Below are 15087 nucleotides of genomic sequence, written 5' to 3' on the forward strand. Positions count from 1 at the left end.
TTTTCGGCCTGCGACACGTTCGCCGCGCCCGCCGCACAGCCGAGGCCGCGCGATACCCCTCGCGACCACCGTTACGCGCGACCTCCCGGGCGATCACCGAATGATGCCTGCCCAACAACCGGCCAATACACCGCAACGATCTTCCCGCGCGTAATTCCCGCGAAATCGTCTCCCGCTCTTCCACACCCAACACCACACGACACGCCACCGAGGCAATCTCCGATCACTCATGAACCCATGAAGATCATCTCACAGGCGGCGCATCGACCCATTGAGGTCAAGCGGGGCCTGCTTTGGGTCGGGGCGATCGCGTCGTCGATGTCGATGTCGATGTCGGGCTGGGGCTGGGGCTGGGGCTGGGTGCGTGTCCTGCGCGATCGCCCGGGAGTGGTGTTGTGGTGCGGGTCACACGAGGTGGGTGTAGAAGGGGCGGGAGTGGCTCCGTTTTGTCGGTGACAGCGAGGTCCGGGTGTGAGGAGGCAGTGATGAGCAAGGTGACCTGTGACATGGCGATGTCCATCGACGGCTACGTGGCCGGGTTCAACCAGCGGTTCGACGCGCCGTTCGGGGACGGGGTCGAGGGGGTGTTGCATCGGTGGATGTTCGAGGCGGCCGAGGAGAACGCGGACGAGCTTCGGCGGATCACCGAGGCCGGGGCGTACATCATGGGGCGCAACATGTTCACGCCCGGTCGTGGTGAGTGGGATCCGGAGTGGACCGGGTGGTGGGGCGCGGAGCCGCCGTATCACGGGCCGGTATTCGTGTTGACGCATTTCCCGCGGGAATCGGTCGAGAAGGAGGGTGGGACGACGTTCCACTTTGTCACCGGGGGGATGGGGGAGGCGTTCGAGCGGGCGAAGGCGGCGGCGGGGGACCGGTCCATCTCCATCACGGGTGGGGCGGCGACGGTGAACCAGTTCCTGGCGGCCGGGTTGATCGACGAGCTGCGGCTGCACGTCGCGCCGGTGATGCTCGGGCAGGGGGAGCGGTTGTTCGACGGGGTCGGGCGGACCGAGTGGCAGGTGGTCGAGGCCCGGCACACCGGGTTTGTCACGCATGTGACCTACGCGCGCACGCCCGCCTGAGTCAGAATGGGGTCGTGACCCCGGAGGTGGAGAACGTCGCCGTCGGCGTGCACGGGTCGGTGTACCAGGCGGGCACGATGTACCTGGGGCGGGTCGGGGCGCCCGCGGTCGACGACGCGGTGCGGGACGACCGGGCGTTGATCGCCGACGTGCTGCGGGACGGGTTCACCGGGCGGGCCTGGCTGCTGGCGCGGATCGAGGCGTTCCTGCGCGACCGGCGCTGCGGCTACCTGTGGATCGAGGGCGACGCGGGGGTCGGCAAGACCGCGCTCGCCGCGTACCTGGTCCGGGAGCGCGAGTGGGTCGGGCATTTCGCCCGGCTGCCGCGCGGCGGGACGGTGCGGGTCGGGCTGGCGAACCTGGCAGGTCGGCTCGCGCGGCGGTTCGGGCTGGCCGAGACGGGGATGTTGCCCGAACAGGCCTGCACGCCCGACGGGTTCGACACGCTGTTGGCGCGGGCCGCCGAGCGCGGGCCCGTGGTGTTGGTGGTGGACGGGGCGGACGAGGCCGAGGTGGACGGGCAGCCCTGGGGGTTGCCCGGCCACCTGCCCGACGGTGTCCACATCATCGGGACCTACCGGACCGGCAGCCCGCCACCCCGCTGCGGCGCGCCCCGCGAGGTGATCCGGTTGGCCGCCGACGATGACGACAACATGGACGATCTACGCGCCCATCTCCACTCGGTCCTGCCCGCCGACCAGGCCGACGCCCTGGCCGACAAGTGCGGTGGCGTGTGGATATATCTGAGGTACGTCCTCGCGGAACTCCGACAGGGGATCCGGGAGAACATCGAGGACCTGCCCGCCGACCTGACCGTCTACTACGGCGCCACCCTCGACCGCTGGCGCGCCGATCCCCGGTGGGACGACCTGCTCCCGGTCCTGGCCACCCTCGCCGTCGCCAGGGAACCGTTGGACGCCGCGACGCTCGCGAGCCTCGCCGGTGCAGGGCACACGCAAACCCTTGACTGGTGTCACACCGCGCTGCGCCCGTTCCTCAGTGCCCAGGGGACGGACACGCGCGCGTTCGAGATCTACCACGCGAGCCTGCGCGAGTTCCTCACCGGACACACACCTTCCCCGGACTCCCCCGACGCGGAGTGGTTGTGGATGGAGACCTTGCGCGCGGCCACCACCACCGCTCGCCACCGGATCGTGGACCACTACCTGCGTGTGGTCGAGCACGACGACGAACCCGTGCCCGGCTACGCATTACGCCACCTGGCCCGGCATCTGGTGGACGCAGATCGCGTGCACGACCTGCATCGCCTGTTGGCACTATCGCGACAGGACAACAACACCTGGTTCACCGCTCACGATGAAGCGGACACGCTCGACGACTACCTCCAGGACGTGGCGACCGCCCTGCGCGACGTCCAGTCCCGCACCGACCAGGCCCTGGCCGATGGTGATCCGACTGTCACGCTGCCCGACGAACTCCGTTACCACCTCGTCGGCAGCTCCCTGACCAGCCGCGCCGTCGCCATCCTGCCGGAGCTGCTGGTGGCGTTGGTGGAAGCGGGAGTGTGGCCCCCGACGCGCGCGGTCAAGCATGCCCGTCGGCTCGCGGTGAACCAGCGGTACCGGGCGCTGACGGCGTTGCTGCCCTACCAGGACACCGTGATCACCGACATTCTCGACGCGGCGGACCTGGTCACCGGACACCACCGGGCGGAGGCGATCGCGGGCGTGCTGCCCCACCTGCCCGAGGACGAACGGCGGCCCGCGGCGGAGCGGGCGTTCGCCGCGCTGGCCGAGACCACCGAGGACCACCGGCGAGTCGGCCCGCTGTGCGAGCTGCTGCCCTACCTGGACGCCGACCGCGTCGAGGAGCTGGCCGCGACGATGACGACGGCCGCGCGGGCCCGGGTGCTGGTCGCCCTGGTGTCCCGGTCGGCGGACGAGTGCGGATCGGTCGCCGAGGCGGTCACCGCCGTGTCCCGGGTGGTGGACGAGGGCGACCGGGTCCGGCTGCTCGCCGATCTCGCCCCGACCGCCCCGGCACAGGTGCTGGCGGTCGCGATGAAGGTCGGGGATCCGGGGTACCGGGTCGAGGCACTGTGCGCGGTGCTCCCATACCTGCCCTCGGTGCGCGCCGAGCCGGTCGCCGAGGCGATCCGGGACGCCGCACCGGATGCGCTACCGACGGTCCGGCTGGTCGAGGCGCTGGCGCGGGGTATCCGACCGTCCGTCGACTGGCGCGGTCTCGCGGTCGAGATGGCGTGCCGGATCGAGGAGGACGTCGACCGGGTCGACGCCTACCGCGCCGTCCTGCCGCTGCTGCCCGACCGGGAGCGCGGCCGCGCGGTGGAGGTCTGGTGCGCCTACCTCGACGACCTTGCCGACCGGGTGCGCCTGGTCACCGCGGCCCTGCCGCTGGTCGGGGAGTCCGAACGGGACGCGTCGGTCGGCCGGTTGTCGGAGTGGACGGCTCTGCTGGGCGCCGCGGACCGCGCCGCCGCGCTGGTCAGCCTGGCCGAACACGTGCCCGGGTACGCCGACCTGGCGCTGGCCGACGTGAAGGACCTGTGGCACCTGCCGCGCCGCGCCGACCTCCTGGTCCGGCTGGCGTCGTCGCTGTCCGGCGAATCCGAGCGGATCGCGGTGCGCGCCGCGCTGAGCGCGACCACGGCCATCCAGACCGGCGGTTCCCTGCTCGCGTTGGCACTGGCCCGTTCGGACCCCGCGGCGACCGGTACGGGGGCGACGCGGGGGCACCGGGCGCTGTTCGACACCAACCCGCACCCCACGCACGCCGCCGTGCCGGTGCTGCTCGGGGACACGGACGAGGCCGGAGTGTCCACACCGTGCGTCGATGTGGAGGACGTGCACACCCGCGTGCGCGCCTTCGCGAGGGAGGCGGTCCTGGTGCCGCCCGGCACCCGGGCCACCGTGGCGGCCGAACTGTTCGCGCGACTCGCGTCCGCGCCGGACGACGACCGGCGGGCCCGTTCCCTGGCGGGCCTCGTCCCACACCTGCCGAGCGGGCATGTGGAGCGTGCGCTGGCGCTTGTGCTCGACAGTCGCGCCGACACCGCCCGCGCGCTCGCGCGGCTGGTGCCCGCGCTGGCGACCGCCGCGCAGCTGGCCGCCACGCTGGAGACGCTCGGTCCGCGTGATCGGGACCTGCGTGTACTCGTGGTGACCAGGGCGCGGGACGTGGTCGGATCGGATGCGGATTTCCTCGGAGTGCTCCGATGTTCCTTGTGGTCGGTGGACCGGGTCGAGTGCCTGCATCTGCTCTCGATCGCGCTGCCGCGACTGCGCGCGCTCGGCGGGGACGAGTTCGACGAGGACACCCGAACGGCGGTACACGACGTGCATCGGTGGTGGCCATGACAAAACGTGGACAGCGGGCCGGTACGTATTTTCTTTGACATCTTTCGGACACGCGGGCGGCCATTCGCTGATTCTCGATATAGTGCGGCCATCGACCCGAAAGGGGGATCGGTGGATCGCCTCGGTCGTTACGAGATTCTGCGACGCCTGGGCGTGGGCGGCATGGGTGAGGTGTTCCTGGCCCAGGACAAGGGAACCGGCGCGCGGGTTGCCGTGAAAAAGATTCATTCCGCCTATTCGGCCGACCGGTCCTACCGGGCCCGATTCGCGCGGGAGGTGGCGACCGCGGGGCGGGTGCGGTCGCGGTTCACCGCCGCGCTGGTCGACTACGAGCTGGAGGCCGAGCCCCGGTTCATCGTCACCGAGTACGTTTCCGGCGCCACCCTGGACCGGGCGGGCGTGCTCACCGGCGACCGCCTGGTCGCCTTGGCCCGCGACACAGCGGCGGCGTTGCGCGACACGCACGCGGTGGAGCTGGTGCACCGGGACCTCAAGGCGTCCAATGTGATCGTCGCCCGGGACCGGGCCGTGCTCATCGACTTCGGGATCGCCGCGCACGTGTCCGAGCTGGGGGTGGTGACCAGCACCGGCAAGGTGGTCGGGTCATTGCCCTACCTCGCCCCGGAGTTGTTCGGCACGGACCAGGCCTCGTACTCGTCCGACGTGTACTCGTGGGGCTGCCTGGTCCACTACGCCGCCACCGGCCGTGAACCGTTCATCGGCGACACCGGTCGGTTGGTGCACCGGATCCGCACCGAGGAGGCCGACGTGCGCGCGGTGCCGGGCTCGGTGCGCGAGCTGGTCGCCGCCGCGTTGTCCAAGAATCCGCGCCTGCGGCCGACGGTGGCGGAGATCCTGGCCGACCTCGACGCGGTCGCCGCGCCGCTCGTGCTGTGCGGGACCGACGGCTACACGGCCCGGCTGCGGGACGTGCTCGTCGACGCGGGCCTGCCGGTGCGGGTGTCGCGCGACCCCGACGTGCTCGCCGACGCGGCCGTGCTGCTCGCCGTCGAGGACGACCGGCCGGACCGGGTGATCACGGACATGCGCGCCGCCGCCGTCCGCCGGGGTGTGACCGTGCTGCCCGTCGCGGTCGGGGTCGAGGCCGCCGCCGATGTCTTCCTCGATGCCCGCGTCCACCAGTTGCCCGGACGTGAACAACTGCGTGAGCTCCGCAGACTGGTCCGAGCTCCCCGAGCACCTGCCGTGCCGGAATCGCACCCGGACCGCGTGCTCGAACCGGTCCGTGAGGCGCTCGCCCGGGGTGATCTGGTCGGGGCGGACCAGCTCACCACCGTCCTGCTGCTCACCGCCGCGGGCGGGGCCGAGGTCGGCTGGGCCGATCCCGAGCGGCTGGACACCGTGGAGACCGAGTTCCTCCGCTCCTGCGCCCGGATCTGGCACGACGAGACCGAGCGGCGGCACGGGTTCCGCGCCCAGCGCGACCTCTACCCGGCCGACGGCGACCTCGACCTCAGCGCCCTGTCCCGGGCGTTCGGCTGGGGCGAGCCGCGCGTCATCCCCGCCGACTACCACCGCTGGACGCGCCGGTCGGACTTCCCGGCGGGCTTCTTCCCGACCCTGCGCGCGGCCGAGGTCGGCGGCCGCTGGTTCGACCGCTGGGACCAGACCGTCTCCGCCGTGCACCGGCGACTGAGGGGGGAACGACTGTGAGCGACGGCGGGGTCATCCTGCTGGTGGTGTTCATCGCGCTGCTGGTGGTCGCGGTGATGGTGTTCGTGCGCGGCCTGGTGAACGTGCCGCTGCACCGCTCGGCCATCGTCACCCGGCGGTTCGGCCGCATCGGCAGCGGCCCGGTGGCCGTCGGCTCGGCCGTGCGGGTGATCGACAGCGGCAGGCTGACCTGGGTGCCGTGGTGGTTCTACGACGTGGTCGTGGTGGAGAACATCGTCATCCCGCCGGACTGCGTCGGCGTCGTGCACGCCCGGCTGGGGCGGCCGCTGACCATGAACCAGTCCATCGCCCGGCCGGTGCGCTGCGCCGGGTTCCGCGACGTGGTGGCGTTCCAGCGCGGCGGCGGCCAGCAGGGCCCGCAGGCGGAGGTGCTGCCCGCGGGCACCTACGCGCTGCACCCCGAGCTGTTCAGCGTGCGGGTCGTGCCCAGGGTGGTGGTGCCTGCCCGGTCGATCGGGCTGGTGAAGGCGAACGTGGGCACGATCATGCCGCCCGGCCGGACGCTGGCCGACCACGTCGAGTGCGACCACTTCCAGAACGCGGTGGCGTTCCTGGTCGGCGGCGGCCAGCAGGGCATCCAGCAGGCGGTGCTGCCCGGCGGCTCAAGCTACGCGATCAATCCGATGATGTTCGAGGTGTACACCGTGGACACCGTCCCGGAGAACCTCGACCTGCGCCCCGACGACCTGCGCCTGGAGTCGGTGGACGGCGAGGACGTCGGCGTGGTGATCGTGACCGAGAGCCGGGCCAGGGACGAGGCCTGGACCGACACCAGCGCCGACCTGGCCCCGGTGGTGCCCGGCCACGACCACTTCCAGCTGCCCTGGATGTTCCTGGCCAACGGCGGCCGCGTCGGCCCGCAGACCGAGACGCTGCCCGGCGGCGCCACCTACGCGATCAACCCGCTGTTCGCCAGGGTCGTGCACATCCCGACCCGGGAGCTGATCCTGTCCTGGCAGGTCAAGGACGGCGCCGCGGACCGCTACGACTCGGCGCTCCGGCCGATCGAGTTCAAGATCGAGGGGGTGCCGATCCGGGTCGAGCTGACCCAGACGCTGGCCATCCCGGCCCGCACCGCGCCGCTGCTGGTCAAGCGGTTCGGCGAGGACGCCGACGAGGACGGCGACACCGGGCACCGCAAGGCCGCCGCGGTGAAGCGGCTGGTGGAGCGGGTGCTGGGCCCGGTCGTGCACGGCTACTTCACCCAGCTGTCGGTGAAGCGCACGGTGGAGCAGTTCATCGAGGGCCTGGACTCGGTGCAGACCAGGCTGACCGACCAGGTGACCAGGGCGCTGGACGAGCAGGGCGTGGTGGCCCGGCTGACCACCATCAGCTCGTTCACCTTCCAGTCCGAGGAGATCGACCAGCAGTTCCGCAAGGTGGTGGCCGCCCGGCAGCGGCGCCGGGAGCTCACCGAGCAGCTGGCCAGCCAGGACGTGATCAACCAGATCGAGCGGCGCAAGCTGGAGATCGTGACCGAGGGCATCGAGGCCGAGGAGCGCGCGTTCATCAAGCTGTTCGGCCGCGACCACCGCGCCGACGAGCGCAAGGCGGCGATCATGGTCAAGGCGCCGGTGCCGCAGGTGATCGTGTCCGGCGCGGACAGCTCCTCGGTCGCCCCGCTGCTGCTGCCCCAGCTCATCCGCGACCACCGCACCCCGCCGCCGCGCCAGGGCGGCTGGACCATCGACATCCCGACCGAGCCCGAGCGGATCGAGCGCGGTCACCCGGAGGTGATCCCCGATGCCGATCCGGACGGCTGAGCCGCGGGCGGTGCTGGGCATCGACCTGGGCACCACCAACACGTGCGTTGCGGTGGTCGCGGACGACCCGTCCGGCACCGTGGTGCCCAACGCCGAGGGCGGGCTGACCACCCCGTCCGCGGTCTACCTTGCCGCGGACGGCATGGCGGCCGTCGGCGAGTCCGCGCTGGCCCGGCTGGGCGACGATCCCGGCCGGGTGGTCACGTTGATCAAGCGGGAGATGGGGCAGGGGCACACGGTCGAGGTCGACGGCCGGTCCTGGTACCCGCAGCACGTCTCCGGGGTGATCCTGCGCAAGGTCGTCGAGGACGCGCTGATCGGCCTGGGCAGGCCGGTGCCGGTGGAGGGGCCGATCGCGGACGTGGTGATCACCGTGCCCGCCTACTTCGGGTCCGCCGAGCGGGAGGCCACGGTCGCGGCGGGCAGGTTCGCCGAGCTCGAAGTGCTCGACCTGGTGAACGAGCCGACGGCGGCGGCGGTCGCGCACGGTCTGCGCAGTGCGGCGGGGGAGCGCACCGTGCTGGTCTACGACCTGGGCGGGGGCACGTTCGACGTCACCCTGGTCCGGCTGTCGCCCGCCGAGCTGCGGGTCGTCGCGACCGGCGGGGACCACCGGCTCGGCGGGGCCGACTGGGACGCCGAGCTGGCCGAGATCGTGCTGGAGCGGGTGGCCGGGGTCGGGGTGGACGTGGCGGACCTGCGCGCCGAGTCGGAGCTGCTGACCGGGCTTCGGCAGCAGGTGGAGCGGGTCAAGATCGCCTTGAGCGCGCGGGAGCGCTGCACGTTCACCGTGCGGGACGCCTCGGGGCAACCCGTGCCGGTCACCGTGACGCGCGCGGAGTACGAGGAGGCGACGGCGGGGCTCCTGCATCGGACCATTCAGTTCACCGGGGACCTGCTCGACCAGGCGCGCGGCCTGGGGGTGACCCGGGTGGACGATGTGCTGCTGGTCGGCGGGATGGCGCGCGGCCCGGCGGTGGCCAGGGAGCTGGCCGCCATGCTGCCGGACCTGCCGCCCGCCCGGCCCGCGCGGGACGCGGAGCACATCGTGGCCAGGGGCGCGGCGCGGATCGCCGCCCGGGTCGCGGCGGGCGGGTCGGCGGTGGTCGGTTCGGACGGCCCGACGTCGCCCCTGTCGATGCCGCTCCCGTCGACGCCGGTCGCCGATGTGGTGTCCACCGGGCCCGTCCGGGACGTCGACTCGGTGCCGCTTCGACCGGGGGCCGCCCTGCCGTCGCGGGTGGATGATCCGAGGTCCGCGGCCATGCCCCGACCCGACGGCCCCGGTGTGTCCACTATGGAGGCTCCGGCCTGCGGGTCGGCCGTCGGGAACGGGTGGGCGGACCTCCCCGCGATCACGGATGTCACGTCCAAGGGCTATGGCGTCGAGATCGCCCGGGATCCCGGGCGACCGGCGGCAGGCCGGGCGTTGACCTGGCTGATCAGGCCCAACGACGTCAAGCCCGCCCGGGTGACGCGGACGTTGTTCACCGTGCGCGACGACCAGCGGGACATGGCGATCCGGGTGTACGAGTCGATGACCGACGCGTTGTCGGAGGAGGTCGAGGAGCACAGCCCGCTCTGGCACGGCACGTTGCGCGGGCTGCCGCCGGGCATCCCGCGCGGCTACGAGGTGCGGCTGGACTACGAGCTCGGCCGCGATGGCATCCTCGGGGTGCGCGCGTACGCGGGCAACGGGGCCGAGCTGTCGGTGGACCTGCACGTCAACGGCCAGGTCCCGGCCGGTGAGGAGGGACCGCCGCTGCCCGGGATCCGCCCGTGAGCGCGCTCGACCCGGCGCGGTACGTCGAGGACGTGGTGCGGCCCGTGCAGCGCGGGTGGTCGCCGTCGCGGAACCTGTTCCGGGTCTACGGGCTCGACCCGGACGCGGTCCAGTCCGATGTGGACGAAGCGGTGGCGACCGTGCCCCGGCAGTGGGGGCTACCGGAGATCCGCGTGCACACCAGAGGATGCGAACGTTTGCGCGCCGCGCGTTCCGGCGCCGAGGAGGTGCTGCGCGATCCCGGGCGGCGCGAGACGCACCGAGCCGAGATCGAGAAGGACCTGGGTGTGCTCGCCGAATTGCTTCGCCACCGCCTGCACGGCGCCCCCGCGATTCCTCCGACCGCGGTGACCGCGTTGATCGCCGAGACCGGTCATCGGTGGGCGCGGCCGGATGTCCCGACGGCGCTCGGCATGATCGGTGCGGACGAGCGGGACTGGGCGGCGTTGACCCCGATCGGCGTGCCGAAGCGGTGGCGGCAGGTGGGGGAGTGCCTCGTGGACCTGCCCTACGCGAACCTGTGGGACTACCTGACCGGTGCTCCCGGCCTGGCGGGCGTGGACACGTCGGTGCCCGAGATCGACGCCCGCCGCAAACGCCTGCGGGTCGCGCGGGACCGGGCCGCCACGGCGGAGAGCACGCTGTTGGCCCTGATCCGCCACTGGCTCGCGGAACCGGGCGGCCTGCCGGACGTGGTGCGGCACGAGCTGGTCACCGAGGCGCACGGCAGGCGCCCGCTCGGCTACGCGGCGGTCCGCGCGGTGGTGGCCGACCTGGACCGGTGCGCCGCCGCGGGCCTGGTGGCCGACCCGGACGCCCTCGCCTACGCGGCCTGGTGGACCCCGGACGCACAACCCCGGTGGGTCGACGAGTACACCGCCGCCATCGCGAGCGGGGAACTCCGAGCGGCGCTGGACATCCTGGACCTGCACCCGCTCCCCGCGGACTGGCTGCCCATCCGCGACGAGCTGCGGGCCCGGGTCGCCGAGGCGGACCGGCCGATGCTCGTCGACACCGCCGAGCACCGCCCGGACCTCGACGACCTGGACCCCGACCACCTGGACCCCGACGACCTGGACCCCGACCACCTGGACGACGTGCCCCCGCTCGGCGCGAGCAGCAGGCCGGATGACGAGCAGGCCGAGCGCAGTGACCCGGTTGGGAGCACCGACCAGGGGGAAAGCACCGACCGGGGCGAGGGTTTTGCCCCGGTCGAGAGCGCGGGGCCGGGCGCGGGCACCGGACCGGTCGATGTCCGCACGGCCGAGCTGGCGCGGGTGGACGTCCCGCTCGTGGCGGTGGCTGGTCTCCGGTCGGAGGACTCGGTGCACTTCGGTGGGTGGCCGTTCGGGAAGGGGCCGGGGCCCGCCGATGCCGAGGCCGAGGTGCTGCCGGTGCCCTGGCAGGTCGAGTCGCCCCGGCCCACCACCGTGGCGATGCCCGTGCCGTCGATCACCGGGTTCTCCGCGACACCGGTCGGCGCGCGCATGCGCCTGCAATGGGACTGGCCGCCCGGGGTGACGCACGCCCGCGTGGTGTGGCGGGTGGGCACGCCGCCTACCGGGCCCGCGGACTCCCGCGCCTACTGTCTGGACATCACCAGGGACGGCTACCTCGCCGAGCCCGTCGAGGTGCGGCAACACGGCCTGGACGAGCACTGGTTCGGCGTCTGCCCGTGCCTGGACGGCCGCTACGGTCCACTCGCGACGGTCCGGGCCCGGCCGACGCCCGAGGTGTCGTACTCGATCCGGCCCACCCGCTGGTTCGAGAGCGGCACCCACGTGGTGTCGGCGCACGGCCCCGGCGGGCTCCCGGCGATCGTGGTGATCGCCAAGCCGGGCTCCGCCCCGCGCAGCGTCCGCGACGGCCTGGAGCTGGCCAGGCTGGCGCCGAACACCACCCAGCAGATCACCATTCCACGCCGGATGGCCCGCCCCGTGCACCTGCGCGCCTTCCCGCTGGACGACCGCGTCCGGCTGCGCCACCCCGGCCAGGCGGAACTCGTCGTCCGCAAGGTCCACTGACGGAATGACCTGACGCGTGGCCGCCGACGCTGAGAGACTCCCGCTCGTACAGGAGGGCCAGGAGGCCGAGGTGCACAACCGGGCCGGGTCGGTGCGGGCCGGTGCACTGATCCAGGCGGGCACGGTGCACCAGGTCGTCGTGTCGGAGATGACCGACCGTCGCCCACGGCAATTACCGCCTGCCATGCGCGATTTCATCGGCCGGGACCGGGAACTCGCCGCCCTCGACGCACTGCTGGCCGACGCCGGAACGGGCGCGGCGGTGGTGATCACGGCGGTGGACGGCCTCGCCGGTGTCGGGAAGACCGCGTTGGCGGTGCAGTGGGCGCACCGGGTGAGCGACCGGTTCCCGGACGGCGTGCTGTACGCGGACCTGCACGGTTACGGCCTCGCCCACCAGGCCGAGCCGCAGGAGGTGCTCGACGGCTTCCTCCGGGCACTGGGAGTCCGGCCGGAGGGCATTCCGCTGGGCGAGTGTGCCAAGACCCAGCTGTTCCGGTCGTTGACGGCGGAGAAGCGGCTGTTGGTCCTGCTGGACAACGCCAACTCGGCGGAGCAGGTCCGCCCGTTGCTCCCCGGCGGCGCCGATTGCTTCGTGCTGGTGACCAGCCGCGACCGCCCCACCGGTCTGGTGGCCGGTGCCGGGGCCACGCGGCTGGAACTGGATGTCCTGCCGCCCGCCGACGCCACCCGGCTGGTGAGCGCGATCGTCGGCAAGGAGCGGGCGGCCGCCGAACGCGATGCCCTCGGAGAGCTCACCCGTCGCTGCGCGGGCTTGCCCTTGGCCTTGCGCATGGCAGGCAGTCGGATCGCCACGCGATCCCGGTCGAGCATCGAAGACCTGCTCGCCGACATGGGCGACGACGACAGCCTCCTGGACACACTGAGCGCGGTTCCCGACGAACGCACGGCGGTGCGCCCCGTGTTCGACTGGTCCTACCGCAAGCTCACCGCCGACCAGGCCCGCTTCTTCCGTCGCCTTGGTCTGCACCCGGGCGCGGACATCGAGGTCCACGCGGCGGCCGCGGTCGCGGGCGTGCCCGCCACCGAGGCCCGGCGGTTGCTGGACGAGTTGGCCGAGGTGCACCTGATCGAACCGGCAGGCGCGGGCCGGTACCAGTTCCACGACCTCCTGCGCGCCCACGCGGCAGGCACCGCCCGCCGGGTCGATCCGCCCGAGGACCGCGAGCGGGCCCTGGATGCCCTGCTCGCCTGGTACACGCATACCGGCTGCGTCGCGAACCGCGTCCTCTACCCGATCTACATCCACTGGGTGGACCCGGAACTGCCACCGCCCGGCACCGAACGGGAGTTCACCGACGCCGACTCCGCGCGCGCCTGGTTGGTCGCCGAGCACGCCAACGTGCACGCGGTGATCCGACACGCCGCCGAGGCAGGCCGGTTCGACTGGGTCGTGCGCCTGGTGCACACGGTCGAGTCGTTCCTGTTCCACTACGCCTACTGGGACGAGACATTCACGGTGTGCGCGTTGGGCATCGATGCCGCCCAGCGGACGAACAATCCGACCTCTCGCGCGGTGTTCCTGACCCGATCCGGCTGGTGCCGCCTGCAAGTCGGGGACTGGACCGTCGCGGTCACCGAACTGCGCCAGGCCCTCGACCTCGCCAGGGAGCTGGGGGACGCCTACCTGGAGTGCAATGCGCGCAATGACCTGGGCACCGCTCACGTCAGAGCCGGTTGTTTCGCCGAGGCATTGGCCTATCTCAAGCCCGCGATAACCCTGAGCCGGGGCACGGATCGCGGCAGGCAGGAGGCGTTCGTGCACTGCAACGTCAGCGCCGCGCTCGTGGGCCTGAACCGTCCCGAGGAGGCGCTGCACCACGCGCGGGAAAGCATCCGCCTCCGCGAGCAGGCCGCCGACCACGAGGGCATGATCTTCTCCCGCTACCACCTTGCCCTGGCCCTGCAACCATTGCACCGCCACGAGGAAGTCGTCGCCCTGGGCGAACGGGCCCTCCGCGTCCCGCGCGAGCTGATCTACGAACCGGACCTCGGCGCCGTCCTCGACGCGATGGGCACCTCGCTGCTCGCCCTGGGTGATCCGCACCGCGCCCACGCCTGCTGGACACACGCTTTGTCCATATACGAGCGGTTCGCCGACCGCCGGATCCACGACCTGCGGGCCAGGATGTCCGCCGATCCTCAGATCCGGACGGCGCTGACCAGTCCTCTGGAACTCGGCGGGTTCTCGAAGGCGTCGAAAAGGTTGGGGCGGCCGTAGCTCGCAGCTCGTTCGGCCGGGTCGTACGCGGTGGCCCGCCAGCCGTATCGGGCCAACCAGGCCACCGGATCCTCGGGCGCCGACGACCGCCACAGTCGGACGACGGAATGCGTCGGCCCGTCGGCGTGGCGTTCACGGATGGCATCCAGGCGGCCGGGGTCAAGGGAAGTCAGGGCCAGGTGACTGCCGGGTACGGAGAGAGCGGCGATATCCGTCAAAAGGGACTCGTTCTGTTCCTCGGTGAGATAGACGAGAAGCCCTTCCGCGACCCACGCCGTCGGCGCGGTGGGATCGAAACCGGCGGTTTTCAACGCCGTGGGCCAGTCGTCCGTCAAGTCGGCTATGACCGGGACGCGGTCGCAGGACGGCGTCACATCGGACAGCACGGCGTTCTTGAAGCCGACCATGTCCGGAAGGTCCACTTCGAACAGGCGGGTGCCGTCGGGCCAGGCCAGCCGGTAGGCGCGGGTGTCCAGGCCTGCGCCGAGCAGGACCACCTGGCGGCAGCCCGCGTCGGTGGCCGCGCGGAGGTAGTCGTCCAGGAAACGGGTGCGGATGGGAATGCTGGCCACCAGCAACATCCGCCACCGGGCGCGCCGGGGTTCGATCTCGGCGGCCGTGGGTGCCGTCCACCCGGCGGCGGCCAGGAAACGGGTCGCCAGCGGGTCGTCGAACAGCCGGTCGTCCCGTCGGGATTCGTGGGCCCGGATCGCCGCCACCCCGATGGCGGTCATACCCACGCCGGTAGGGACCCGCACCTCGTCATCGCTCACGACCCCACGATACGACCGCCGCGCTTGATCGGGTGGAATGCTGCCGGGTGACTTCGTGCCGGGGTGGTGGCGCTTTCCACCACCCCGGCACCGTGACACGCTACTAGTAGTGCTTTGTTAGGTGGGATGTTCGGTTGGCTGTCGCGTGTGATCTTCTTACTGGGTGACTCCGGAGGAGATGGCTCGGGTTCGGCCGGTGATCGAGGACTTCGCCGGGTCGATGTTCGGTGGGTTCGCGCGGCGTGATCAGCGGGCGAAGGGCGAGTTGTATGTGCGTGGGTTGATGCTGGACGGCAAGCGCAAGTCGATGCAGCCGATGGCGGCGCGGCTCGGTGTCGATCACCAGCGGTTGCAGCAGTTCGTGTCCACCTCGACGTGGGATCA

Annotated in this window: 10 protein-coding genes; 8 read left to right on the forward strand and 2 right to left on the reverse strand. The window is 72.1% G+C overall.

All coding sequences use genetic code 11. The annotated features are described in order from the left end of the window. The coding region (locus C503_RS46580) for a helix-turn-helix domain-containing protein (protein ID WP_342663437.1) at window positions 1–208 on the reverse strand (208 nt) is incomplete at its 3' end. A 277-nt stretch (window positions 209–485) separates the two neighbouring features. Here C503_RS46580 and C503_RS0136465 point away from each other — a divergent pair. The 7 genes from C503_RS0136465 to C503_RS42330 all read left to right on the forward strand — a co-directional run bounded on the left by C503_RS0136465 (window position 486) and on the right by C503_RS42330 (window position 13930). Continuing rightward, window positions 486–1085 (forward strand): dihydrofolate reductase family protein, encoded by a 600-nt coding sequence (locus C503_RS0136465; RefSeq protein WP_018687140.1) that lies wholly within the window; start codon window positions 486–488, stop codon window positions 1083–1085. Window positions 1086–1099: 14 nt separating this feature from the next. Then, window positions 1100–4423 carry an AAA family ATPase gene (locus C503_RS0136470; RefSeq protein ID WP_018687141.1) on the forward strand — a complete coding sequence of 1108 codons (3324 nt, stop codon included), beginning with the start codon at window positions 1100–1102 and terminating at the stop codon, window positions 4421–4423. Window positions 4424–4534: 111 nt separating this feature from the next. Next, window positions 4535–6097 (forward strand): serine/threonine-protein kinase, encoded by a 1563-nt coding sequence (locus C503_RS43965; RefSeq protein ID WP_051115037.1) that lies wholly within the window; start codon window positions 4535–4537, stop codon window positions 6095–6097. Beyond that, window positions 6094–7881 (forward strand): SPFH domain-containing protein, encoded by a 1788-nt coding sequence (locus C503_RS43970; RefSeq protein WP_018687142.1) that lies wholly within the window; start codon window positions 6094–6096, stop codon window positions 7879–7881. The genes C503_RS43965 and C503_RS43970 overlap by 4 nt, the downstream gene beginning before the upstream one ends. Beyond that, window positions 7862–9664 (forward strand): Hsp70 family protein, encoded by a 1803-nt coding sequence (locus tag C503_RS43975; protein WP_018687143.1) that lies wholly within the window; start codon window positions 7862–7864, stop codon window positions 9662–9664. Before C503_RS43970 ends, C503_RS43975 begins: the two co-directional genes overlap by 20 nt. Then, window positions 9661–11688: a hypothetical protein gene (locus C503_RS0136490; RefSeq protein WP_018687144.1), complete on the forward strand. Its 2028-nt coding sequence runs from the start codon at window positions 9661–9663 to the stop codon at window positions 11686–11688. Before C503_RS43975 ends, C503_RS0136490 begins: the two co-directional genes overlap by 4 nt. A gap of 16 nt (window positions 11689–11704) precedes the next feature. After that, window positions 11705–13930 carry an ATP-binding protein gene (locus C503_RS42330; RefSeq protein WP_018687145.1) on the forward strand — a complete coding sequence of 742 codons (2226 nt, stop codon included), beginning with the start codon at window positions 11705–11707 and terminating at the stop codon, window positions 13928–13930. On the opposite strand, the gene C503_RS0136500 is transcribed toward C503_RS42330, so the two are convergent. Next, entirely contained in the window at window positions 13852–14703 is an 852-nt protein-coding gene (locus C503_RS0136500) for a class I SAM-dependent methyltransferase (RefSeq protein ID WP_033401449.1), read from the reverse strand. The genes C503_RS42330 and C503_RS0136500 overlap by 79 nt on opposite strands. Before the next feature lie 178 nt (window positions 14704–14881). Here C503_RS0136500 and C503_RS0136505 point away from each other — a divergent pair. Beyond that, window positions 14882–15087: transposase (locus C503_RS0136505; protein WP_211222531.1), on the forward strand; the 206-nt coding region annotated here is incomplete at its 3' end.

The sequence above is a fragment of the Actinokineospora enzanensis DSM 44649 genome, assembly GCF_000374445.1.
Lineage (GTDB): Bacteria > Actinomycetota > Actinomycetes > Mycobacteriales > Pseudonocardiaceae > Actinokineospora > Actinokineospora enzanensis.

Bases quoted from the DNA above. Each gene is read 5' to 3' on its own strand.
- C503_RS0136465 (WP_018687140.1), top strand. From the start codon at position 486: ATGAGCAAGGTGACCTGTGACATGGCGATGTCCATCGACGGCTACGTG.
- C503_RS43975 (WP_018687143.1), top strand. From the start codon at position 7,862: ATGCCGATCCGGACGGCTGAGCCGCGGGCGGTGCTGGGCATCGACCTG.